21 protein-coding genes are annotated in these 22732 nt (G+C 54.4%); 15 read left to right on the top strand and 6 right to left on the bottom strand.

Features of this window, described 5'->3' with window-relative positions; translation table 11 throughout:
• The first annotated feature begins 14 nt into the window (after positions 1-14).
• The 4 genes from ACOTX3_RS18745 to rluF all read left to right on the top strand — a co-directional run bounded on the left by ACOTX3_RS18745 (position 15) and on the right by rluF (position 3275).
• Positions 15-1646, top strand: a complete 1632-nt coding sequence (locus ACOTX3_RS18745; RefSeq protein ID WP_013095027.1) for a Na/Pi cotransporter family protein — start codon at positions 15-17, stop codon at positions 1644-1646.
• A gap of 95 nt (positions 1647-1741) precedes the next feature.
• The gene (locus ACOTX3_RS18740) at positions 1742-2035 is read left to right on the top strand and encodes a type II toxin-antitoxin system CcdA family antitoxin (protein ID WP_020686614.1); all 294 of its coding nucleotides are present in this window, start codon (positions 1742-1744) and stop codon (positions 2033-2035) included.
• Complete coding sequence (locus ACOTX3_RS18735) at positions 2035-2352, top strand: CcdB family protein (RefSeq protein WP_023621410.1); 318 nt, start codon at positions 2035-2037, stop codon at positions 2350-2352. Before ACOTX3_RS18740 ends, ACOTX3_RS18735 begins: the two co-directional genes overlap by 1 nt.
• A 53-nt stretch (positions 2353-2405) precedes the next feature.
• Positions 2406-3275, top strand: a complete 870-nt coding sequence (gene rluF / locus ACOTX3_RS18730; protein ID WP_023621411.1) for a 23S rRNA pseudouridine(2604) synthase RluF — start codon at positions 2406-2408, stop codon at positions 3273-3275.
• A 67-nt stretch (positions 3276-3342) separates the two neighbouring features.
• Here rluF and panS read toward each other — a convergent pair whose 3' ends face one another.
• Together panS and lysC are read right to left on the bottom strand one after the other, a co-directional pair.
• The gene (panS, locus tag ACOTX3_RS18725) at positions 3343-4287 is read right to left on the bottom strand and encodes a ketopantoate/pantoate/pantothenate transporter PanS (protein WP_013095031.1); all 945 of its coding nucleotides are present in this window, start codon (positions 4285-4287) and stop codon (positions 3343-3345) included.
• Positions 4288-4379: 92 nt separating this feature from the next.
• Positions 4380-5729, bottom strand: a complete 1350-nt coding sequence (gene lysC / locus ACOTX3_RS18720; protein ID WP_013095032.1) for a lysine-sensitive aspartokinase 3 — start codon at positions 5727-5729, stop codon at positions 4380-4382.
• Positions 5730-6104: 375 nt separating this feature from the next.
• On the opposite strand from lysC, the gene pgi reads away from it, so the two are divergent.
• The 5 genes from pgi to ACOTX3_RS18695 all read left to right on the top strand — a co-directional run bounded on the left by pgi (position 6105) and on the right by ACOTX3_RS18695 (position 11896).
• Complete coding sequence (gene pgi, locus ACOTX3_RS18715; RefSeq protein ID WP_020686615.1) at positions 6105-7754, top strand: glucose-6-phosphate isomerase; 1650 nt, start codon at positions 6105-6107, stop codon at positions 7752-7754.
• Positions 7755-8121: 367 nt separating this feature from the next.
• Complete coding sequence (yjbE, locus tag ACOTX3_RS18710) at positions 8122-8364, top strand: exopolysaccharide production protein YjbE (protein WP_013095034.1); 243 nt, start codon at positions 8122-8124, stop codon at positions 8362-8364.
• A gap of 63 nt (positions 8365-8427) precedes the next feature.
• Complete coding sequence (locus ACOTX3_RS18705; protein WP_048970926.1) at positions 8428-9066, top strand: YjbF family lipoprotein; 639 nt, start codon at positions 8428-8430, stop codon at positions 9064-9066.
• Complete coding sequence (locus tag ACOTX3_RS18700; protein ID WP_072205083.1) at positions 9063-9800, top strand: capsule biosynthesis GfcC family protein; 738 nt, start codon at positions 9063-9065, stop codon at positions 9798-9800. The genes ACOTX3_RS18705 and ACOTX3_RS18700 overlap by 4 nt, the downstream gene beginning before the upstream one ends.
• A complete protein-coding gene (locus tag ACOTX3_RS18695; protein ID WP_058678462.1) occupies positions 9800-11896 on the top strand; it encodes a YjbH domain-containing protein in 2097 nt (698 codons plus the stop codon). The genes ACOTX3_RS18700 and ACOTX3_RS18695 overlap by 1 nt, the downstream gene beginning before the upstream one ends.
• Positions 11897-11973: 77 nt before the next feature.
• Here ACOTX3_RS18695 and ACOTX3_RS18690 read toward each other — a convergent pair whose 3' ends face one another.
• Positions 11974-12426, bottom strand: coding sequence for an acyltransferase (locus tag ACOTX3_RS18690; RefSeq protein WP_029882649.1), 453 nt, complete (start codon positions 12424-12426; stop codon positions 11974-11976).
• Positions 12427-12522: 96 nt separating this feature from the next.
• Between ACOTX3_RS18690 and psiE the strand changes: the two genes are divergently transcribed.
• The 5 genes from psiE to ACOTX3_RS18665 all read left to right on the top strand — a co-directional run bounded on the left by psiE (position 12523) and on the right by ACOTX3_RS18665 (position 17422).
• Positions 12523-12933, top strand: a complete 411-nt coding sequence (psiE, locus tag ACOTX3_RS18685) for a phosphate-starvation-inducible protein PsiE (protein WP_000202963.1) — start codon at positions 12523-12525, stop codon at positions 12931-12933.
• Between the two features lie 146 nt (positions 12934-13079).
• Positions 13080-14774 carry a PTS transporter subunit EIIC gene (locus tag ACOTX3_RS18680; RefSeq protein WP_058678461.1) on the top strand — a complete coding sequence of 565 codons (1695 nt, stop codon included), beginning with the start codon at positions 13080-13082 and terminating at the stop codon, positions 14772-14774.
• Entirely contained in the window at positions 14771-15814 is a 1044-nt protein-coding gene (locus tag ACOTX3_RS18675; protein WP_058678460.1) for an oxidoreductase, read from the top strand. The genes ACOTX3_RS18680 and ACOTX3_RS18675 overlap by 4 nt, the downstream gene beginning before the upstream one ends.
• A gap of 2 nt (positions 15815-15816) precedes the next feature.
• On the top strand, positions 15817-16677 hold the full coding sequence (locus ACOTX3_RS18670) for a hypothetical protein (protein WP_058678459.1): 861 nt from the start codon (positions 15817-15819) through the stop codon (positions 16675-16677).
• Between the two features lie 40 nt (positions 16678-16717).
• Positions 16718-17422 carry a GntR family transcriptional regulator gene (locus ACOTX3_RS18665; RefSeq protein WP_058678458.1) on the top strand — a complete coding sequence of 235 codons (705 nt, stop codon included), beginning with the start codon at positions 16718-16720 and terminating at the stop codon, positions 17420-17422.
• Positions 17423-17525: 103 nt separating this feature from the next.
• On the opposite strand, the gene malG is transcribed toward ACOTX3_RS18665, so the two are convergent.
• The 3 genes from malG to malE form a co-directional block, all read right to left on the bottom strand.
• Positions 17526-18416, bottom strand: a complete 891-nt coding sequence (malG, locus tag ACOTX3_RS18660) for a maltose ABC transporter permease MalG (protein WP_013095043.1) — start codon at positions 18414-18416, stop codon at positions 17526-17528.
• Positions 18417-18430: 14 nt separating this feature from the next.
• Positions 18431-19975, bottom strand: a complete 1545-nt coding sequence (gene malF, locus ACOTX3_RS18655; protein WP_020686620.1) for a maltose ABC transporter permease MalF — start codon at positions 19973-19975, stop codon at positions 18431-18433.
• Positions 19976-20038: 63 nt separating this feature from the next.
• Positions 20039-21229, bottom strand: coding sequence for a maltose/maltodextrin ABC transporter substrate-binding protein MalE (gene malE / locus ACOTX3_RS18650; protein ID WP_014830274.1), 1191 nt, complete (start codon positions 21227-21229; stop codon positions 20039-20041).
• Positions 21230-21600: 371 nt separating this feature from the next.
• On the opposite strand from malE, the gene malK reads away from it, so the two are divergent.
• On the top strand, positions 21601-22710 hold the full coding sequence (gene malK / locus ACOTX3_RS18645) for a maltose/maltodextrin ABC transporter ATP-binding protein MalK (protein WP_008500080.1): 1110 nt from the start codon (positions 21601-21603) through the stop codon (positions 22708-22710).
• The last annotated feature ends 22 nt before the right edge of the window (positions 22711-22732 follow it).

Genomic DNA, 22732 nt, shown 5'->3' with positions numbered 1-22732 from the left:
GAGGATAACCTTCCGTGCTGACCCTGTTACATCTGCTCTCGGCAGTCGCACTGCTGGTCTGGGGCACCCATATTGTCCGTACCGGCGTGATGCGCGTGTTTGGCGCACGTTTACGTACCGTTCTCAGCAGCAGCGTGGAGAAGAAACCGCTCGCCTTCTGTGCGGGCATTGGCGTAACGGCGCTGGTTCAGAGCAGTAATGCGACCACATTGCTCGTGACATCGTTTGTCGCTCAGGATCTGGTGGCGCTGGCCCCTGCACTGGTTATTGTGCTGGGCGCTGACGTGGGTACCGCGCTGATGGCACGTATCCTGACTTTTGATCTCTCCTGGCTGTCGCCGTTGCTGATATTTATCGGGGTCATCTTTTTCCTTGGGCGTAAGCAGACGCGCGCTGGCCAGCTTGGACGCGTGGGGATTGGCCTCGGGCTGATTCTGCTGGCGCTGGAGCTGATTGTGCAGGCGGTCACGCCCATTACCGAAGCCAACGGTGTGCAGGTTATCTTCGCCTCGTTAACCGGCGATATTATGCTGGATGCGCTCATCGGCGCGGTGTTTGCCATCGTCAGTTACTCCAGCCTGGCGGCGGTGCTGCTGACGGCCACGCTCACCGCCGCAGGGGCGATCTCCTTCCCGGTCGCACTGTGTCTGGTGATCGGGGCTAACCTCGGCTCGGGCCTGCTGGCGATGCTCAATAACAGCGCTGCCAATGCTGCCGCCCGCCGCGTGGCGCTCGGCAGTCTGCTGTTTAAGCTGGTGGGCAGCCTGATTATTCTGCCGTTTGTGCACCCACTGGCGAACCTGATGGACAACCTCTCTCTGCCGAAGGCAGAGCTGGTGATCTACTTCCACGTCTTCTATAACCTGGTGCGCTGCCTGGCGATGGTGCCGTTTGCTGAACCGATGGCGCGCTTCTGCGAACGGCTTATACGCGATGAACCGGAGCTGGATGCGCGCCTGAAACCGAAGCATCTGGATACCTCCGCGCTGGATACTCCTGCGCTGGCGCTGGCCAATGCCGCCCGCGAGACGCTGCGCATGGGTGATGCGATGGAAACCATGCTCGAAGGCCTGCAAAAGGTGATGCACGGCGAGCCGCGGGAAGAGAAAGAGCTGCGCCGGCTGGCGGATGATATCAACGTGCTTTATACCGCTATCAAGCTCTATCTGGCGCGCATCCCGCAGGATGAACTGGCGGAAGAGGAGTCCCGCCGCTGGGCGGAAATCATAGAGATGTCGCTTAACCTTGAGCAGGCTTCGGACATTGTGGAGCGGATGGGCAGTGAAATTGCTGACAAATCTCTGGCCGCCCGCCGTGCGTTCTCCGTCGAAGGGCTGAAGGAGCTGGAAGCCCTGCACGAACAACTTCTGAGCAACCTGAAGCTGGCGATGCTGGTCTTCTTCTCAAGCGATGTGCCGAGCGCACGCCGTCTGCGCCGCAACAAGCATCGCTTCCGTATCCTCAACCGCCGCTACTCGCACGCCCACGTGGAACGTCTGCACCAACAGAACGTGCAGAGTATCGAAACCAGCTCCCTGCATCTGGGGCTACTGGGGGATATGAAACGCCTTAACTCATTGTTCTGTGCGGTGGCGTACAGCGTGATGGAACAGCCGGATGAAGATGACGAGCGGGATGAGTATTAATCTCTGAAAGCGCCTCGCAAAACCCATTTGCGAGGCGTGACGCTTTATAAAGAGCAATTTACTCTTCAGACCTCATATTTTGAAGGGAATAGAAAATGCTCGTTTATTACGCTACACTTCGCCAATTCATGCGCATTCCAATGGGGGTTCTCATGCGCACTACCCATGGTATTAAAAAATCAGTCAATGTTTCGTTAGCACCTGAAATTCTTGAAGAAGCGCGACGGCTTAAACTCAATCTCTCTGCTGTACTCACTACCGCTCTACAGGAGCAGTTTCGTGCGCATCAGCGCGCAGAGTGGTTAGCAGAAAATAAAGCGTCTATAGAGGCCATCAACCAGTGGGTTGATGAAAACGGCTCCTTTAGTGATTTTCAGAGGTCGTTCTGATGGAGCAATATTTTGCTTATGAGAATGAAGGCAATGGGAGAAAAGCCTATCCATGGCTTATTAATATGCAGCACCCTGTTGCTAATGTGATGAAACATGTACTTGTCGCTCCCGCCGTTGAATTAAGCCTGCTGGGCGGCATTCGTCCGCCTGCGAAAGTGTGCCCTGTCGTTGAAATCGCGGGTAAGCCCTGCGTTGTCATGATGCATATGCTGTCAGGCATATCTTCAAAAGAGTTAGGTGAACGTGTTGCCGATCTCACGGACAACAGTGCTTCATTGCGGGATGCACTCGATTTTCTGATCAACGGTTACTAGGACTTTTTTGTCAGCCGCAAGGTAAGGTATATTTCGCCTTCACAGGAGAAACTATGCTGCCAACTCAATCAACTCGATTAAACAAATACATTAGCGAGAGCGGGATCTGCTCACGTCGCGAGGCGGACCGTTACATCGAACAAGGTAATGTGTTCCTCAACGGCAAACGCGCCACTATTGGTGACCAGGTGATGCCTGGCGACGTGGTCAAAGTGAATGGTCAGCTCATCGAACCGCGTGATGCAGAAGACCTGGTGTTTATCGCGTTGAATAAACCGGTTGGGATTGTCAGCACCACAGAAGATGGCGAGCGGGACAACATCGTTGATTTCGTTAACCACAGTAGCCGTATCTTCCCGATTGGCCGTCTGGATAAAGACTCGCAGGGGCTGATTTTCCTCACTAACCACGGCGATCTGGTGAATAAGATTCTGCGTGCCGGGAATGACCACGAGAAAGAGTATATCGTGACGGTGAATAAGCCGGTCACGGACGAATTTATTCGCGGCATGGGCGCCGGTGTACCCATCCTCGGTACCGTCACGAAAAAGTGTAAGGTGAAGAAAGAAGCGCCGTTCGCGTTCCGCATTACCCTGGTGCAGGGCCTGAATCGTCAGATCCGCCGTATGTGCGAATACTTCGGTTATGAAGTGACGAAGCTGGAACGCACGCGCATCATGAACGTCAGCCTGTCCGGTATTCCGCTGGGCGAGTGGCGTGACTTAACGGACGACGAGCTGATTGAGCTGTTCAAACTTATCGAGAACTCCTCGTCTGAAGCAAAGCCGAAGGCCAAAGCCAAACCGAAAACTCAGGCGATTAAACGCCCGGTCGTGAAAGCACCGCAGTCGGAAGAGAAAGGGCGAGGCAAGCCCGCGGGTAAACGCTTTACGCAACCGGGACGTAAAAAGAAGGGGCGTTAAGCCCCTTTTTTCCCCGGCTTGCGCCTGCGGAGAGTGTAGGTCGGGTTAGCGTAGCGCCACCCGACTGTTAAAGACGATATTCATCTGTTTTCTGTGGTTTTTCTTCTATCGGTTTGCCGGACCAGTATCCCGCCAGCAGCGAACCGGACAGGTTATGCCAGACCGAGAAGAGCGCACCAGGCAGAGCCGCCAGCGGCGAGAAGTAAATTTTCCCGAGTGCCGCTGCCAGACCGGAGTTCTGCATCCCTACCTCAATTGCCAGCGTCCGGCAGGTGGATTCATCGAAGCCAAACAGTTTCCCGCCCCAGTATCCGCCCAGCAGGCCAATGGTGTTATGCAACACTATCGCGATAATCACGACAAAGCCCACGGATGCAATGTGCGACGCAGAACCGGCCACCACGGCGCTGATGATGGCCAGAATACAGACCATCGAAAACGCAGGCAGATAGGGCTCAACGGCTTTTACCACGCGCGGGAACAGGTGGTGAATGACAAGGCCCAACGCGATCGGAATCACCACGATTTGCAAAATGCTCAGCAGCATTCCCATCACGTCCACCTGAATATGGGCGTCAACGTACAGGCGTGTTAGCAGCGGCGTGGCAATCACACCCACCAGCGTGGATACCGAAGAGATGGTTACGGAGAGCGCCACATCGCCTTTTGCCAGATAGATCATGACATTGGAGGCGGTTCCGCTGGCCACGCTGCCCACCAGCACCATCCCGGCGGAGAGGTCGGGTGGCATCTTAAAGGCCATTGCCAGCAGCCAGGCCGCAAGGGGCATCACCAGGTAGTGCAGGAAAATCCCTGCAGCAACCGGGGCCGGGCGCGAGAGCACGCGTTTAAAGTCGTCGATTTTTAGATGCACACCCATGCCGAACATAATCAGCATCAGCAACGTGGTCACCCACGGACCAATGCCCGTGAACGTAGTGGGGGTGTAATACGCGAGTATGGAGAGCAGCAGCGCCCATAACGGGAACAGCCGGGTGATGGCGGATAACATAGATATTCCTTGCAGTATTGTCGTGTTGTTTAGTTATAAAAAAGCCGGGTCTGTGCCCGGCTTATAGATATTGTTTATCGTGCTAATGAATTTTATTCAAACAAATTCTGATGAAGTTTCTGCACCACTTGTTCTGCCTGCTCAGCAGGCACCAGGAAGCAGAGGTTGTAGCTGGAGGCACCGTAGCAAATCATGCGGATATTGAACGGGTCGAGCACACCGAAGACCTCTTTGCCCACGCCACACGCGCGCGACAGCTTATTGCCGATGATGGCTACCAGCGCCAGGTTTTCTTCTACTTCCACGCGGCACAGTTCTGACAGCTCAATCAGCAGCGACTGCGTCAGCAGAGTGTCACCCGTTGAGGTTGAACCGGTGGTGTCCAGCGTCAGTGCGATACTTACTTCGGAGGTGGTGATCAGATCCACGGAGATGTTATGACGCGCCAGGATGCCAAACACTTCCGCCAGGAAGCCGCGCGAGTGCAGCATATTATGGCTGTGCAGCGTAACCAGCGTTTGCTTACGGCGCAGGGCCAGCGCGCGGAACAGCGGTGGATTTTCGGTTTTCTTGCACACCAGCGTACCGCCCGCTTTCGGATCTTTACTTGAACCGACGAAGACCGGGATATCACTACGCACGGCAGGCAGCAGCGTTGCCGGGTGCAGCACTTTGGCACCGAAGGTCGCCATTTCCGCCGCTTCTTCAAACGCAATCACATCAATACGTTTTGCCGCAGAGACGACGCGTGGATCGGTGGTGTAAATCCCCGGGACGTCAGTCCAGATATCCACACGGGTCGCATGCAGCGCTTCACCCAGCAGCGCCGCGGTGTAATCACTGCCGCCACGGCCAAGCGTGGTGGTGCGTCCTTTGGCTTCGCTGCCGATAAAGCCCTGGGTGATCACGATCCCCTCATCCAGGCGCGGGACCAGCTGCTGATTGGTCAGCTCGGCCAGCGCTTCCACGTCCGGCTCGGCGCGGCCAAAGCGATCGCTGGTGCGCATGATTTTACGCACGTCGAACCACTGTGCCTGAACGTTACGTTCACGCATGATTTCAACAAACAGCAGGGTGGACATGAGCTCACCGTGGCTGACCAGCTCATCGGTCAGGGCGGTGGAGGTGGCCAGAGAAGCCGCTTCTGCCAGCGTGGTGATATTTTCCAGCAGACGCTCCACTTCTTCACGGATCACGTTCGGGTTCTGCAGACGTTCAAGGATATCGAACTGAATTTTGCGCAGTGCGTCCAGCTTAACGAAGCGCTCGGTGGCCTCCAGCCCTTCAGACAGAGAAACCAGCAGGTTCGTCACGCCAGCAGAGGCAGAAAGCACTACCAGGCGGGTATTCGGATCGGCCAGCACCACATCGGCGCTGCGGTTCATGGCATCGTAATCTGCCACACTGGTGCCGCCAAACTTGGCGACCACAAAACTCGTCATAACAACCTCGTGTCAGGGAATGAATAAAGCGACCATGGCACAAGAATGAAACGAAAACAGGTGCAGGCGCAAAATACGGCCCTATAAATAAAATGTGGGGGAGGTCCTGTCAATGCCGGGATTATGCGGATTTTTCATGGGGGGGTACCCCTGAGAAACAGGACTTATAACAGGGCCATATTTTATGCTTCGTTTTCCCCGATTTTGACCGACATTTCGCCGCCACGGGTGGGCGCGTCAGCAGCTATACTTTTCGGGTCTTTTCACCTGCGTTTGATGCAGGCCAGGGCAATGGCATAAAAACCATCACAATTTTTATTTGCAGGCGCTACAATCGACCGCAGTCACAATTCTCAAATCAGAAGAGTATTGCTAATGAAAAACATCAACCCAACGCAGACCGCTGCCTGGCAGGCACTACAAAAACATTTTGATGAAATGAAAGACGTCACCATCGCGGAGCTGTTCGCGAAAGATGCCGATCGGTTCAACAAATTCTCCGCGACCTTCGATGATCTGATGCTGGTGGATTTCTCCAAAAACCGCATCACCGAAGAGACGCTGGCGAAACTGCAGGATCTGGCGAAAGAGACGGAACTGGCAGACGCCATCAAATCCATGTTCTCCGGTGAGAAGATCAACCGTACCGAAGACCGTGCCGTGCTGCACGTGGCTCTGCGTAACCGTAGCAATACGCCAATTATCGTTGACGGCAAAGATGTGATGCCGGAAGTGAACGCGGTGCTGGAAAAGATGAAAGCCTTCTCTGAAGCAATCATCTCCGGAAGCTGGAAAGGCTACACCGGCAAAGCCATCACCGACGTGGTGAACATCGGTATCGGCGGTTCTGACCTCGGCCCGTTCATGGTGACTGAAGCGCTGCGTCCATACAAAAATCATCTCAACATGCACTTTGTCTCCAACGTCGATGGTACCCACATCGCCGAAGTGCTGAAGAACGTGAACCCGGAAACTACACTGTTCCTGGTGGCTTCTAAAACCTTCACCACCCAGGAAACCATGACCAACGCCCACAGCGCGCGCGACTGGTTCCTGAAAACCGCAGGTGACAACAAACACGTGGCGAAACACTTCGCTGCGCTGTCCACCAACGGTAAAGCGGTTGGCGAGTTCGGTATCGACACCGCGAACATGTTCGAGTTCTGGGACTGGGTCGGTGGCCGCTACTCTCTGTGGTCTGCGATCGGCCTGTCTATCATTCTCTCCGTGGGCTTCGACAACTTTGTTGAGCTGCTCTCCGGCGCGCACGCGATGGACAAACACTTCTCCACCACCGCACCTGAGAAAAACCTGCCGGTGCTGCTGGCGCTGATCGGTATCTGGTACAACAACTTCTTCGGCGCAGAGACCGAAGCGATCCTGCCGTACGACCAGTACATGCACCGCTTCGCGGCCTACTTCCAGCAGGGCAATATGGAATCCAACGGTAAATACGTTGACCGTAACGGCAACGCGGTGGATTACCAGACTGGCCCAATCATCTGGGGTGAGCCAGGCACCAACGGTCAGCACGCGTTCTACCAGCTGATTCACCAGGGGACCAAAATGGTACCGTGCGATTTCATCGCCCCGGCTATCACCCATAATCCACTGTCTGATCACCATCCTAAACTGCTGTCTAACTTCTTTGCTCAGACCGAAGCGCTGGCGTTTGGTAAATCCCGCGAGGTGGTAGAGCAGGAATACCGTGACCAGGGTAAAGATCCGGCCACCCTGGAACACGTTGTGCCGTTCAAAGTGTTCGAAGGCAACCGTCCAACCAACTCCATCCTGCTGCGTGAAATCACGCCGTTCAGCCTGGGTGCGCTGATTGCTCTGTATGAGCATAAGATCTTCACGCAGGGCGCAATCCTGAACATCTTCACCTTCGATCAGTGGGGCGTTGAGCTGGGTAAACAGCTGGCGAACCGTATTCTGCCTGAACTGGGTGATGACAAAGCGATCAGCAGCCACGACAGCTCGACAAATGGTTTGATTAACCGTTATAAAGCATGGCGCGCGTAATTAAATCGTCATAAAAACGTGCCGGCGATATGCCGGCATTTTTTTATCAGACAATTCCTGATGTCTGTTATTTAACTCAAATTCCCGTTATGAGTTTTATCCGAAAATACCTTTTAACCCGTTAATGAGTGCGGTTTATTTTAGGATTATACGGAGAGTTACTTTCGCCTTATGTAATTATATCTATTTGATTTTAAATAAATAATTTATTAGTTAATTATTCTTATACTTCACATTTATCCAATAGTCCGAAAACCCTTCCTCTATTTATCAGTACGGCAAACCCTCTGCTTTAGTTGTGTATACTCGAATCCGCCTGAATTTCTTTTCGGGCAAATCTCCATTCATTCATTGAAGGGAAATTGTTATGAAGAAAGTACTGTATGGCATTTTTGCCATATCTGCACTTGCGGCGACATCTGTCTATGCAGCTCCGGTCCAGGTCGGGGAAGCAGCAGGGTCGGCAGCGACGTCTGCGTCTGCGGGGAGTTCTACCGCGGCCAGCACCAGCACCGTAAGTTCAGCCGTGGGTGTCGCGCTGGCGGCAACCGGTGGCGGTGATGGCTCCAATACCGGAACCACGACCACTACGACGACCAGCACCCAGTAATTCCGGGTGTTTTAATCATAACCACACTTCGGTGTGGTTATTTCGCCCCTTCGGAGAAGAGTCGTGAAGCGACCTGCAATCATCCTGATTTGCCTGCTGTTGCAGGCATGCTCGGCCACCACCAAAGGGCTGGGCAACTCACTGTGGGACAGCATATTCGGTACGCCGGGTGTGCATTTGACCGATGATGAACTTCAGAACATGCCATATGCCAGCCAGTACATGCAGCTCAACGATGGTCCGCAACTGTTTGTGGTGCTCGCTTTCGATGAAAACGGGCAGCAGAAATGGGTGACGCAGGATCAGGCCACCATCGTGACGCAGCATAGCCGTATTGTGAAAACCCTGCTCGGTGGTGACAACCTTCTTGAGGTCAACAACCTTGCGGCCGATCCGCTCAGCAAACCGAACCAGATCACCGACGGGGCAAGCTGGACGCGGACAATGGGCTGGACGGAACACAAGCAGGTGCGTTACGCCACTGCCCGCTCTACCTTCCGCTGGGACGGTACGGACAGCGTCAAGGTAGGCAGCGACGAAACCCGGGTTCGCGTACTGGATGAAGAGGTCACGACCGATCGGGCAACCTGGCATAACCGTTTCTGGGTGGATGATGAAGGGCAGATCCGTCAGTCCCTGCAATATTTGGGTGCCGGATTCTTCCCGGTTAAAACCACGCTGATCAAGGCCGCGAAATCATGAAAACACTTATTCGCGTTGCGCTGATCGCAAGCTTTGCCACACCGCTCGCCTGGTCTGCCGGGACGGTGAAGGTCTACACGCCGGACAGCACGCAGCCCAAAACGTTAACGAACGCCGGCCACCTGATTGATCTCGTCGGCCAGCCAAGGCTGGCAAACAGCTGGTGGACAGGTGCGGTGATCGCTGAGCGGCAGGCAACGGTGGCGGCGAAACAAAAGCACAAGGCGCTGCTCGCCAGATTAACGGGATTAGCAGAGCAGGAAGACGGCGACGATGCGGCAGCCATTAACAGCCTTCGTCAGCAGCTTCTGGCGCTGAAGGTTACCGGAAGACAAAACATCAATCTCGATCCGGATGAAGTCCGCGTGACGGAAAAAGGTAATCCGGCCCTGGAGGGAGATTACACGCTCTGGCTCCCGGCGCAGCCTTCCACCATCACGGTGATGGGGCTTATCAGCAGCCCGGGTAAAAAACCGTTTACTCCCGGCCGCGACGTGGCGAGCTATCTCGACGAGCAGAGCCTGCTGAGTGGTGCGGATAACAGCTACGCCTGGGTGATTTATCCTGACGGGAACACGCAAAAGGCGCCGGTTGCCTACTGGAACAAGCGGCATGTCGAACCCATGCCAGGCAGCATCATTTTTGTCGGTTTTGCCGACCATTTCTGGACGAAGGCATATGACGGGCTGAATGCCGATATCCTTCATTCCCTGACACAGCGGATACCGGAATAATGAAAAAGACCTATCTCTATAGCATGCTGGCACTGTGTGTGAGTGCCGCCTGTCATGCAGAAACATATCCGGCACCCATTGGCCCGTCTCAGTCAGACTTCGGTGGCGTCGGTTTACTGCAAACCCCTACCGCGCGTATGGCGCGAGAAGGGGAAATTAGCCTTAACTATCGTGATAACGACCAGTACCGCTACTATTCTGCATCCGTACAGCTGTTCCCATGGCTCGAAACCACGCTGCGCTACACCGACGTACGAACGAAACAGTACAGCAGCGTGGACGCGTTTTCGGGCGATCAGACCTACAAAGATAAAGCCTTCGATCTCAAACTGCGCCTGTGGGAAGAGAGCTACTGGATGCCGCAGGTTTCCGTGGGGGCCAAAGATATCGGCGGTACCGGCCTGTTCGACGCGGAGTACATTGTCGCCAGTAAGGCCTGGGGGCCATTTGACTTCTCGCTGGGGCTTGGCTGGGGCTATCTCGGCACCAGCGGCAACGTGAAAAACCCGTTCTGCACCTACAGCGACAAATTCTGCTATCGCGACAACAGCTATCAGAAAGCGGGTTCCATTAACGGTGACCAGATGTTCCACGGCCCGGCTGCCCTGTTTGGCGGCGTGGAGTATCAGACGCCGTGGCAGCCGCTGCGCCTGAAGCTGGAGTATGAAGGTAACGACTACTCGCAAGAGTTCGCCGGAAAGATTGAGCAAAAGAGCAAGTTTAACGTCGGCGCCATTTACCGCGTCACCGATTGGGCCGACGTTAACCTCAGCTACGAGCGCGGCAACACCGTGATGTTTGGCTTTACGCTGCGTACTAACTTTAACGACATGCGGCCGCACTATAACGACAACGCGCGGCCTGCGTACCAGCCGGAGCCGCAGGATGCCATTCTGCAGCACTCCGTGGTGGCCAACCAGCTGACGCTGCTGAAGTACAACGCCGGTCTGGCGGATCCGAAAATCCAGGTGAAAGGCGATACGCTGTACGTGACCGGTGAGCAGGTGAAATACCGCGACTCGCGAGAAGGGATCGAACGTGCCAACCGGATTATCATGAACGATCTGCCGGAGGGGATCCGCACGATCCGCGTAACGGAGAACCGCCTGAACCTGCCGCAGGTGACGACGGAAACGGACGTGGCCAGCCTGAAGCGCCATCTGGAGGGCGAGCCGCTGGGGCATGAAACCGAGCTGGTACAAAAACGCGTTGAGCCAATCGTGCCGGAGATGACCGAGCAGGGCTGGTATATCGATAAATCGCGCTTCGATTTCCACATCGACCCGGTGCTAAACCAGTCTGTCGGCGGGCCGGAAAACTTCTACATGTACCAGTTGGGCGTGATGGCAACGGCGGATCTGTGGGTGACCGACCACCTGCTGACCACCGGCAGCCTGTTTGGCAACATTGCCAACAACTACGACAAGTTCAACTACACTAACCCGCCGAACGACTCGAAGCTGCCGCGCGTGCGTACCCGCGTGCGTGAGTACGTGCAGAACGATGCCTACGTAAACAACCTGCAGGCCAACTACTTCCAGTACTTCGGCAATGGCTTCTACGGCCAGGTCTACGGCGGTTATCTGGAAACCATGTATGGCGGCGCGGGGGCGGAAGTGCTTTATCGTCCGGTGGACAGCAACTGGGCGTTTGGTATTGATGCCAACTACGTTAAACAGCGTGACTGGCGCAGCGCGCAGGACATGATGAAGTTCACCGACTATAGCGTGAAAACCGGCCACCTTACGGCCTACTGGACGCCGTCGTTCGCCCAGGACGTGCTGGTGAAAGCCAGCGTGGGCCAGTACCTGGCGGGCGATAAGGGCGGCACGCTGGATATCTCCAAACACTTCGACAGCGGAGTGGTGGTGGGTGGTTACGCCACCATCACCAACGTCTCGCCGGACGAATACGGGGAAGGGGACTTCACCAAAGGGGTGTATGTGTCGATTCCGCTGGATCTGTTCTCATCCGGTCCAACCCGCAGCCGTGCGGCCATTGGCTGGACGCCGCTGACGCGCGACGGGGGCCAGCAGCTGGGTCGTAAGTTCCAGCTGTATGACATGACCAGCGATAAGAACATTAACTTCCGCTGATGCTTCACGCCGGGCGGCACTGCGTTTGCCCGGCCTACGATTTTGTAGGCCCGGTAAGCGCAGCGCCACCGGGCGAATCAAAGACGGCGCAGCAGCTTCGCCGGGTTTCCCGCATAAACGCCTTTCTCGGTGATGGATTTGGTCACCACGCTCCCCGCACCAATCACCACCCCGTCGCAGATGGAGACCGCCAGGATGGTCGCCCCGCTGCCTATCGACACATCATTTCCCACAGTAATGCGTCCCCAGCTGTTCCGGTCAGCATTGGGTTTGCCGTCGCGAAACATATCGTTTGCAAACATCACCCCATGGCCAATGAAACAGCGTTCGCCCAGGGTGACGTACTCGCAAATGAAGGTGTGGGACTGAATTTTGCTCTCGTCGCCAATGCGCGTATTGCCCTGAATTTCAACAAACGGGCCGATAAACACACCGTTGCCAAGCACGCAGTCATAGAGATTGCAGGGCTCATACAGGGTGACATTTTCACCACAGGTTACGTTGCGAACCCCGGTAGGTCTGCGCTCCATTCGTTACCTCCGTACATAAAACATAATTAAAAAATATAGATCCACGTCACATTTTTGCGTTATACAGGAACCTCGCCCTGGAGAATGAGGTGCTGTATGACATCCCTGACTCGCCCGCGCGTTGAGTTCATCTCAACTATCCTCCAGACCGTGCTCAACCTCGGTCTGCTGAGCCTTGGCCTGATCCTGGTCGTCTTTTTGGGTAAAGAGACGGTGCATCTGGCGGATGTACTGTTCGCCCCCGAGCAAACCAGCAAATATGCGCTGGTGGAAGGCCTGGTGGTCTACTTTCTCTACTTTGAATTTATCGCCCTGATTGTGAAGTATTTCCAGTCAGGCTTTCACTTCCCGCTGCGCTATTTTGTCTACATTGGGATCACCGCGATAGTGCGGCTGATCATCGTCGATCATAAATCTCCCCTTGATGTGCTGATCTACTCGGCGGCGATCCTGCTGCTGGTGATCACGCTCTGGTTGTGTAATTCGAAGCGGTTGAAGCGCGAATAGGCGCTCTGACGCGGAAGAGATACGGTCAAAATGTGATCTATATAGATTTAATTTAAAACTATATAGTTTTAAATGTGTGGCAGTTCAGGCATACGCGGTACTGAAATTAACTGCCACATACTTAATCTATTCGACAGGTGATTTGCATGGCCCACTCTTCAATACTGGAGCGGATAACTGACGTCTCGCAAAAGCTGGCATCAGAAGTCCATCTTCGAAGTCTACGGGACAGTTTTATTATTACTGTTCCGTTCCTTGTCCTGGCTGGACTCTTCATTATGCTTAATTATGTTTTTCTCGATCCGAAAGGCATATTGAGCGGTCTGTTATCCACTGACACCCTGGTACAGCTACGCAATATTGGCGAGCGCGTACTTAACGGTACAATGAATATTTTATCGCTGATGCTGGTGATATTAATTGCGTATCATATTGCCAGTAAGAAAAAACACCCTACGCCAGTCATTCCCGCTATGGTTGCGCTGGCGGTGTTTTATGCATTAATGCCCATTGAAACCGTGCAAACCCTGGCCGATGGTCAGCAGGTTCGGCTTACCGGAATGGTCTCCTATGGCAGTACCAATGCTGGCGGTGTCTTTCTGGCAATACTGACGGCGGTGTTATCAACAAATCTTTTTTTATGGATTTCGAAAAATAAAAAATTACAGATCCGGCTAGGAGATGATGTGCCTTCCATGGTGGTGCAATCCTTCCAGTCGATGTTTTCAATTATGCTAACCGTCGCTATTTTCGCGCTGGTTGCATTTAGCGTTAATCTTTTCCTTCATACTGAAATCCCGGCGCTGATTCAGCATCTCATCCAGGCGCCGCTGGTACATTTAACGACTAATTTATCCGGTTTTCTGGTGTTAACGACCCTGACAAATCTTCTCTTTTCGTTGGGGATACATCCGGGTGGGATTATTAATCCCATTCTTGAACCTCCCTTGCTGGTAGCGATGCAGGAAAACATGTCCGCCTTTGCCAGCGGGCAGATCCCACCCCATATTATCGTTCTGCCATTTCGCGATCTGTATGGTCATATGGGAGGAACCGGGAGCACACTGGCCCTGCTTCTGGCAGTGTTTGTTCGAAGCCATATGTCCAGCCACCGTAACTTTTCCAGAACGGTGATTGCCCCAGGCATTTTTAATATTAACGAGCCGGTCATTTTTGGTTTCCCGGTACTCTACAACCCGTTAATGATGATTCCTTTTATCCTTTATCCGCAAATTAATTTTACGATCGCGTACTTTGCAACCGCCTGGGGGTGGGTCTCAAAAATTGTTGCCTACGTTCCCTGGTCAGTGCCTCCGCTTATTTCTGGCTGGCTCGGATCCGGCGGTGATTTTCGTAATGTCATTTTGCAGATCCTGCTATTAGCGCTTGGGGTCGTAGTCTATTTACCTTTTTTAACCGCCTATGAGCGTTCGTTAATCAAACGCAGCAATGAAACGATAATTAATACTCTCGCCTCTGAGTCAGAAATAACGCCGCAGGAGGACAATGATATTCATCGGTTGGATGGGAAAACCATTATTCTGGCCTGCAATGAAGGCATGTCGACCTCTTTGATGGCCAGCAAAATGCGAAAATATTGCGAAAGCCAGAATTGTACGCTCAACGTGTATGCCGTGAATGCAGGTAAACTGGTCGATGAATATAAAAACGCCCAGCTTATTTTGCTGGGTCCGCAAATCGCGTATCTCCAGGAAACCATTCTTCAGGATATCAATCACCACTGCCCGGTGATCCCCCTTGACCCTCAGCACTTCAGCAAACTTGATGGAGCGGCGGTAATTCATGCCGCCCTGCCATACTTTAAAAAGGAATCCGTATGATTAACTGCGCCTATATTGGCTTTGGTAAAAGCGCCACGCGCTATCATCTCCCTTATGTTTTATGCCGCAAGGATAAATACAACGTAAAGCGTATTTATGATATTGCGCGTAAGCCAGAGGTTGAAGCGCAGCCGCACTATCAACACATCTGTTTTACCTCCCGGCTGCAGGATATTCTGGAAGACAATACGCTTCAGCTGGTGGTTATCTGCACCCATCCTGATAGCCATTTTGAGTATGCCCGGCTATGTCTGGCACACGGCAAAAACGTGCTGGTCGAGAAACCTTTTACAACCACCCCAGAAGAAGCGAAAACGCTGTTAGCTCTGGCGAGGGAAAAGGGCTTAACCGTCTCTCCGTTTCAAAACCGACGTTTTGATAGCTGTTATTTGACCATGAAACAGGCGATTGAGAGCGGTAAACTGGGGGAAATTGTCGAGATCGAAAGCCATTTTGACTATTTTCGCCCGGCGTCGGAAACCTGTCCCGGCAGTTATTTCGACGGCGCGTTTTATGGCCTTGGCGTGCATACGCTCGATCAAATTATCGCCCTGCTGGGGCGTCCGCAGCAGGTCGGGTACCATCTTCAGCGCCAGAGAAACCCGCTCAACCCTGACGACGCCTTCACCGTTCACCTCTATTACCCGAAGACGACCGCGATCGTGAAAACCAGCCATCTGGTGAAAATACCCGCGCCGAGATTCACGGTACACGGTACGCGAGGCTCGTTTATTCGCTATGGTATCGACCAGCAGGAAACCAGCCTGAAGGCGGGCATTATGCCTGGGGAACCAGGGTTTGGTGAAGATCGTGAATGCGCGGTGCTGGAGTATATCGATGACGCAGGATGTTCTGTCCGGGAGGAACTGTCGGCGGTACCCGGCGACTACGGACGCGTTTATGACGCGCTTTACGACACACTCTCCTCAGGCAAGGCCAACTATGTCAGCGAGCATGAAGCGTTAACCAATCTCGACATTTTGCAAAAGGCATTTCAACAGCCAACACCTGCCATCGTTTCTCTCGAAGAGGAGGTGTAAAGATGAAACGGCTTCTGAATTGCCGGGCCAGCGACTTTCGTGGCCCCATTACCGGCGATAGCTTACGAGATGCCATCAGCGCCAGCGAAGGGCGCGTCATTATGGCCGAAATTGCCGTGCAGGCGCCCCCGCTGTTTGCAGAGGTGACGAATGCGGAATTGTTGTGCGCGTTTGGCGCCGACCTTCTGCTGCTCAAGGGGATCCATTTTCAGCGGCCCGCATTGAACGGCGGAGAAGAACGTTTTGGCGCCGATCCTGTCAGCCAGGTGAAATGTCTGACGGGGCGTTTAACAGGCGTCAATTTTGAAGTCCTGCCCGCAGACGATCTCTCCAGCCCCGGCGCTTTTCTGCCTGCGCATCTGGAGGCAGTGCGGCATGCGGATTTTTACTGCCTGACCGGCTATGACAAGCCCGGGGTGACGGCCGGGCGTATGTGTCAGGCGATAGCAGCGCTCAGGGCGCAAACCGATAAGCTGATTCTGGCCGCGAAATTTTATAATTCCGGGCTGGCGCAACCCCAGGAGTATGCTGGCTATATCAGTGCAGGCGCAGATGGCGCTATCTTTTCGGCACCAGGCGGATGCCGGGGGGCATCGGAAGGACGCGTCAGCCACATTGCGCAGGCAGTGCAGTCGCTGGGAGGGCTTGCCATCACCACGCTGAGCAGTAGTCAGGAAGGTGCGGATTGTGCTACGGTGCGCGACATTGGCCTGGCCAGTAAACGTTGCGGTAGCGACATGCATAATTTTGGCGACGCAGGGATGGCAGGCATGGCCGACCCGGAAGCGCTGAATGCCTTATCCCTCGCTATCCGTGGCCGACGGCACACCTGGGTGCGTATGGCTGCATCCCTGTCTCGTTAATTTGAGTCGGCCCTGTAAGGGGCCGTTTGCGGAGAGCGTTATGCCTAAGTATATGGAGATCTACCATGAAGTGCGGCGGCGCATTATGGTGGGCATCTATGCTCCCGACAAAAAATTGCCCGAAGGGGCAAGGCTCGCCGCTGAATTTGGATGTAGCGAGCTAACCATCACTAAAGCGCTGGATTTGCTCGTCCGCGAGGGACTGGTGCTGCGCAAGCGTGGGCTAGGCTCGTTTGTTAAGCGCCAGGTTTCTGCGGCAAGCAACTCACACCTGATAGGCACCGCGCAGCGCTGCGCCACTCAGGGGAAAACCCTCACCACTCGCGTGCAGTTATATACCGCCGTGCCTGCCTCTGCCGATATCGCGCAAAAATTGCAAATCCCTGAGGGTGAACTGGTGCATGAAATCCACAGGGTACGCGTCATAGCGGAGATCCCTTCCATCGTGGAGTACACCTGGATGCCTGTCGCGCTGTTTCCTCGTCTGGCTCTGAGCCATGTTCAGTATTCCATTTACGCGTACATTACCCATGAGCTGGGGTGTACCGTCCATAGCGCACATATGAAAGTCACCGGGCGAAACGCCAGCGAGCAGGAAAGAGTATGGCTGGAGCTGACCGAACCCACCACGCTTATTCAGGTGGAGCAGACGGCATTTCTCGATAACGGCAAGCTGTTTGAATACTCCTGCGCCCGCCATCTCTGGCATACCTTTAACTTTGAGACTGACTTTGTGCGTGTCTGACCCATAAAAAAATGGCGCTCCGAAGAGCGCCTAACAACAGTCACAAGTTGGGTTAATACAATACGTCTAAAGTTGAGGGTTGCAGTGGCATAACAGATGAAACTTAACCTTTCACACCGCCCGCCGTCAGGCCGTTGACCAGCCAGCGCTGCGCCAGCAGGAACACCACTGTAATCGGGATGGCAGAGAGTACGGCCGCCGCGGCAAAGTCGCCCCACAGGTAGTTTTGCGGGTTGAGGTATTGCTGCATACCCACGGCCAGGGTGTAACTATTCACATCACGCAGTAACAGAGACGCAACCGGCACTTCGGTGATGGCGGCGATAAACGACAGGATAAATACCACCGCCAGGATAGGCACCGACAGCGGCAGCAGAACCAGACGGAACGCCTGCCATGGTGTCGCGCCATCCAGCGCCGCCGCTTCTTCCAGCGAGCCGTCGATGGTTTCGAAATAGCCTTTGATGGTCCACACATGCAGGGCGATGCCGCCAAGATAGGCGAAGATCACGCCGCCGTGGGTGTTCAGGCCGATAAACGGCACATACTGCCCCAGGCGGTCAAACAAGGCATACAACGCGACCAGAGACAGTACTGCCGGGAACATCTGGAAAATCAGCATCCCTTTCAGCAGTGAAGCCTTGCCCGGGAACTTCATACGGGCGAAGGCGTACGCACAGGTGGTGGAGAGCGTCACGATGCCGATCGCGGTGATGGTGGCCACTTTAACCGAGTTCCACAGCCACAGCAGTACCGGGAACGGCGGCGGCGTAACGCGGCCATCGGCATGCTCCACGCTGAAGCCCAGCGCAAGCTTCCAGTGCTCCCAGGAGATTTCGTCCGGGATCAGGCTGCCGGTAGCGAAGTTACCCGAACGCAGGGAGATGGCGATGACCATCAGCAGCGGGAACATGATCGCCGCAATAAAAATCAGCAGCCCTAAATGTGTCGCCAGGAGGCGCAGTTTCTGAGATTTGGGTTGTACCATAGCCATGATCGATGCCCTCCTTAGTCAAATTTCATACGTGTGGCTTTCAGGTTCACTATCGCCAGCGCGCCAACCAGCAGGAAGATCAGGGTGGCAATCGCTGCCGCCAGACCAAAGTCCTGACCGCCGCCGCCTTCAAAGGCGATGCGATAGGTGTAGCTCACAAGCAGGTCGGTATAGCCGGCTGGCGTGGTGGTACCGAGACGATCCGGGCCACCGTTGGTCAACAACTGAATCAGCACGAAGTTGTTAAAGTTGAAGGCAAAGCTGGCAATCATCAACGGAGTCAGCGGTTTGATGAGCAGCGGCAGCGTAATTTTAAAGAAGTTCTGGAACGGACCCGCGCCATCCATTGCCGAGGCTTCATACAGGTCGTCCGGGATAGCCTTCAGCAGGCCCATGCACAGGATCATCATGTACGGATAACCCAGCCAGGTGTTGACGATGATAATCATCGAACGGGCGGTGGTCGGGTCGCTGAACCAGGCCGGTTTGATGCCGAACAGCGCGCTCAGCATCATGTTGATTTCACCGAAGCTCTGGTTAAACAGCCCTTTGAAAATCAGAATTGAGATAAACGACGGTACGGCATACGGCAGGATCAGCAGCACGCGGTAGATCGCTTTGCCTTTCAGGGCTTCCCACTGCACGAGGCAGGCCAGCACCATACCCACGGCAACGGTCAGGAGTACCGTCAATACGGAGAAGACCACCGTCCAGACGAAGATAGCAAAGAACGGCTTCTGGATCCCTTCGTCGGTAAACACGCGGGTAAAGTTGTCCCAGCCGATAGTCACGGTATAGCCCGGGCTGAGTTTGTCATCGCCCCAGCTGCCGTCGGCGTTTACAGACTGATAGAAACCAATATCGTTGTTCGGACGGTACTTCACGCCGCTCTGGTTATTCGTCAGCGTGCCGTCATCCGCCAGGGTATAGAGTGGCTGCGTGCCGGAAAACTGGCGCAGCGAGCTCATGGTCACTTTGCTTTCATCTGGCAGCACGGCGGTGAGCTGAGTCAGCGCCTGACGGTTCTGGGTAATGATACGCAGGTTAGCGCGTTCGCCTTCCGGCAGGGCAGGGGCCTCTTTTAAGGCCAGCTTCTGCTCGCCGCCAAATTTGAAAGCGTCGGAAATATAGGTTTTGCCGCTCTCGCCGTCAGTCAGTGCTAATTTCCATTCGTCACCCGCAGGATACAAACCAAAGTTGAAGGTCTTGCCTGCCTGATAAGAACGGTCCAGAAGCACCTGAGTGGCGCGCTCTTGCGCGAGCTGGTTGGTGCTGCTGTAGTTAGTGAATGCGATAGCGATAGTACAGATCAGCGGGAACAGGACAAACAGCCCCATCCCGGCCACGCCCGGATAGACATAACGCCAGGCATATGCCTTACGGTTGGCGAAAATATACAGGCCAGCAGAGCTTAAAATCAGCGTCATGATGGCGAACAGATATTCCCCTTGTACGTACATTAAAACAACAAGGTAACCCACCAGCAGACAGAGCAGACCGATCGCTGACCACTTCAGCACGTCGCTTTGCCACCAATGTTTCTTTTTAATGACATCCATGGGGTTCTTCCTCTACAACGTTTGATCTTTTCTCCCTCTCCTGGGGGAGAGGGGACTACGGCATTACTTAGTAATACGACCCTGCGCATCTTTCAGCGCGGCATCGACAGTCTGACGACCGCTTGCGGCGTTAATTACCGCAGTACGGGTGGCATACCAGAACGCGGCCATCTGTGGGATGTTCGGCATGATTTCGCCTTTCTGGGCGTTATCCATGGTTGCCGCGATGCGTGGGTCTTTTGCCAGCTGATCCTGGAAGGATTTCAGCGCAACGGCACCCAGCGGTTTGTCCTTGTTCACTTCATCCAGACCCTGATCGGTCAGCAGGTAGTTTTCGAGGAACTCTTTCGCCAGCTCTTTGTTCGGGCTGGCGGCGTTGATACCTGCGCTCAGCACGCCGACGAACGGTTTAGACGGCTTGCCGTTGAATGTTGGCAGCAGCGTCACGCCATAGTTGATTTTGCTCTTGTCGATGTTGGTCCAGGCCCACGGACCGTTGATGGTCATCGCGGTTTCGCCTTTGTTGAACGCCGCTTCCGCGATGGAGTAATCGGTATCCGCGTTCATGTGTTTGTTCTTGATCAGATCGACCAGGAAGGTCAGACCCGCTTTCGCACCCGCATTGTCCACGCCCACGTCTTTGACGTCATATTTGCCGTTTTCAAACTTGAACGCGTAACCGCCATCGGCAGCAATCAGCGGCCAGGTGAAGTACGGCTCCTGCAGGTTGAACATCAGCGCGCTCTTACCTTTCGCTTTCAGCTCTTTATCCAGTTTCGGGATCTCTTCCCAGGTTTTCGGCGGGTTAGGCACCAGGTCTTTGTTATAAATCAGAGACAGGGCTTCCACTGCAATGGGATAAGCGATCAGCTTGCCGTTATAGCGAACGGCGTCCCAGGTGAACGGGAACAGTTTGTCCTGGAAGGCTTTATCAGGCGTGACTTCCGCCAGCAGGCCGGATTGTGCATAACCCCCGAAACGGTCATGCGCCCAGAAGATGATGTCCGGGCCGTCACCGGTTGCCGCAACCTGCGGGAATTTCTCTTCCAGCTTGTCCGGGTGTTCTACGGTGACTTTGATACCGGTGTCTTTTTCGAATTTTTTACCCACTTCGGCCAGGCCGTTATAGCCTTTGTCGCCGTTAATCCAGATAACCAGCTTACCTTCTTCAATTTTGGCGAGAGCCGGTGCGGAAATCATCATTGCTGCAAGGGCGGACAATGCGAAAACGCGTGCGCCAGTCTTGATCTTCATATCTGCCATCCTTTTTTGGTGATGTGCTCGTGGATACATAAGGTGGTTCAACGTCACTCAGTCTCCTTATTTGACATCCTCTTTCCATCCTCCCAACCCCTACGCCCCACCCCCGGTTTGTGTGATCTGTGTTGCATAAATTTAAGTTATGAGTGCTGGCGCACATAAAAACACGCTGAATTTTGCAGGTGGCTTCACGAATTTTGCCTCAGCCCGCCAGCTGCGGTCGCAGAGCCTGCTCTCTCATCCTCCCGCCTCCTCCCCCATAAAAAAGCCGGGGGGTGGAGGATTCGCGAAAGTAATGGATACCCCATAGTGAACTTATCTTGAATGTTTCTGTCGGTGACAGGTTGTAACGAAGGGAGAAGGGCATGGCGAGCGTACAGCTGCGTAATGTAACGAAAGCCTGGGGCGACGTAGTGGTGTCAAAAGACATCAATCTCGACATCCACGAAGGTGAATTCGTGGTGTTTGTTGGCCCATCTGGCTGCGGTAAATCAACTCTGCTGCGTATGATTGCCGGTCTTGAAACCATCACCAGCGGTGATTTGCTGATTGGTGATACCCGAATGAACGACATTCCGCCTGCCGAACGTGGCGTTGGCATGGTGTTCCAGTCTTATGCACTTTATCCCCATCTCTCCGTCGCCGAGAACATGTCCTTTGGCCTGAAGCTGGCGGGGGCGAAAAAAGAGGTGATTAACCAGCGCGTCACGCAGGTGGCGGAAGTGTTACAGCTGGCACACCTGCTGGAGCGTAAACCGAAGGCGCTTTCCGGTGGTCAGCGCCAGCGCGTCGCGATTGGCCGTACGCTGGTTGCCGAACCACGCGTCTTCCTGCTGGATGAACCGCTTTCTAACCTGGATGCCGCGCTGCGCGTCCAGATGCGTATCGAAATCTCCCGTCTGCATAAACGTCTTGGCCGCACGATGATTTACGTCACCCACGATCAGGTCGAAGCGATGACGCTGGCCGACAAAATTGTGGTGCTGGACGCAGGCCGCGTGGCACAGGTGGGTAAACCGCTGGAGCTGTATCACTATCCGGCAGACCGCTTTGTTGCGGGCTTTATTGGCTCGCCAAAGATGAACTTCCTGCCCGTCAAAGTCACGGCGACAGCCATTGAACAGGTACAGGTGGAGTTGCCAAACCGTCAGCAAGTCTGGCTGCCGGTCGACAGCGCCAACGTACAGGTGGGGGCCAACATGTCCCTCGGTATTCGTCCTGAGCATTTACTGCCGAGCCACATCGCCGATGTGACGCTGGAAGGTGAAGTTCAGGTCGTCGAACAACTTGGTCACGAAACACAGATTCATATCCAGATCCCCGCCATCCGTCAGAACCTGGTCTACCGCCAGAATGACGTGGTGTTGGTAGAAGAGGGTGCCACATTCGCTATCGGTTTGCCGCCAGAGCGTTGCCATCTGTTCCGCGAGGATGGCACTGCATGTCGTCGGCTGCACAAAGAGCCAGGCGTTTAAGCAATCCCAAAAGAAGACACGA

Source organism: Enterobacter cloacae complex sp. IR5384, from assembly GCF_049237265.1.
Lineage (GTDB): Bacteria > Pseudomonadota > Gammaproteobacteria > Enterobacterales > Enterobacteriaceae > Enterobacter > Enterobacter cloacae.
This window is presented reverse-complemented; position numbering and strand designations above follow the sequence as displayed.

Coding starts and splice junctions, on each gene's coding strand:
- ACOTX3_RS18740 (WP_020686614.1), top strand. CDS start 1,742: ATGCTCGTTTATTACGCTACACTTCGCCAATTCATGCGCATTCCAATG.
- ACOTX3_RS18735 (WP_023621410.1), top strand. CDS start 2,035: ATGGAGCAATATTTTGCTTATGAGAATGAAGGCAATGGGAGAAAAGCC.
- rluF (WP_023621411.1), top strand. CDS start 2,406: ATGCTGCCAACTCAATCAACTCGATTAAACAAATACATTAGCGAGAGC.
- panS (WP_013095031.1), bottom strand. CDS start 4,287: ATGTTATCCGCCATCACCCGGCTGTTCCCGTTATGGGCGCTGCTGCTC.
- lysC (WP_013095032.1), bottom strand. CDS start 5,729: ATGACGAGTTTTGTGGTCGCCAAGTTTGGCGGCACCAGTGTGGCAGAT.
- pgi (WP_020686615.1), top strand. CDS start 6,105: ATGAAAAACATCAACCCAACGCAGACCGCTGCCTGGCAGGCACTACAA.
- yjbE (WP_013095034.1), top strand. CDS start 8,122: ATGAAGAAAGTACTGTATGGCATTTTTGCCATATCTGCACTTGCGGCG.
- ACOTX3_RS18700 (WP_072205083.1), top strand. CDS start 9,063: ATGAAAACACTTATTCGCGTTGCGCTGATCGCAAGCTTTGCCACACCG.
- ACOTX3_RS18695 (WP_058678462.1), top strand. CDS start 9,800: ATGAAAAAGACCTATCTCTATAGCATGCTGGCACTGTGTGTGAGTGCC.
- ACOTX3_RS18690 (WP_029882649.1), bottom strand. CDS start 12,426: ATGGAGCGCAGACCTACCGGGGTTCGCAACGTAACCTGTGGTGAAAAT.
- psiE (WP_000202963.1), top strand. CDS start 12,523: ATGACATCCCTGACTCGCCCGCGCGTTGAGTTCATCTCAACTATCCTC.
- ACOTX3_RS18680 (WP_058678461.1), top strand. CDS start 13,080: ATGGCCCACTCTTCAATACTGGAGCGGATAACTGACGTCTCGCAAAAG.
- ACOTX3_RS18675 (WP_058678460.1), top strand. CDS start 14,771: ATGATTAACTGCGCCTATATTGGCTTTGGTAAAAGCGCCACGCGCTAT.
- ACOTX3_RS18670 (WP_058678459.1), top strand. CDS start 15,817: ATGAAACGGCTTCTGAATTGCCGGGCCAGCGACTTTCGTGGCCCCATT.
- ACOTX3_RS18665 (WP_058678458.1), top strand. CDS start 16,718: ATGCCTAAGTATATGGAGATCTACCATGAAGTGCGGCGGCGCATTATG.
- malG (WP_013095043.1), bottom strand. CDS start 18,416: ATGGCTATGGTACAACCCAAATCTCAGAAACTGCGCCTCCTGGCGACA.
- malF (WP_020686620.1), bottom strand. CDS start 19,975: ATGGATGTCATTAAAAAGAAACATTGGTGGCAAAGCGACGTGCTGAAG.
- malE (WP_014830274.1), bottom strand. CDS start 21,229: ATGAAGATCAAGACTGGCGCACGCGTTTTCGCATTGTCCGCCCTTGCA.
- malK (WP_008500080.1), top strand. CDS start 21,601: ATGGCGAGCGTACAGCTGCGTAATGTAACGAAAGCCTGGGGCGACGTA.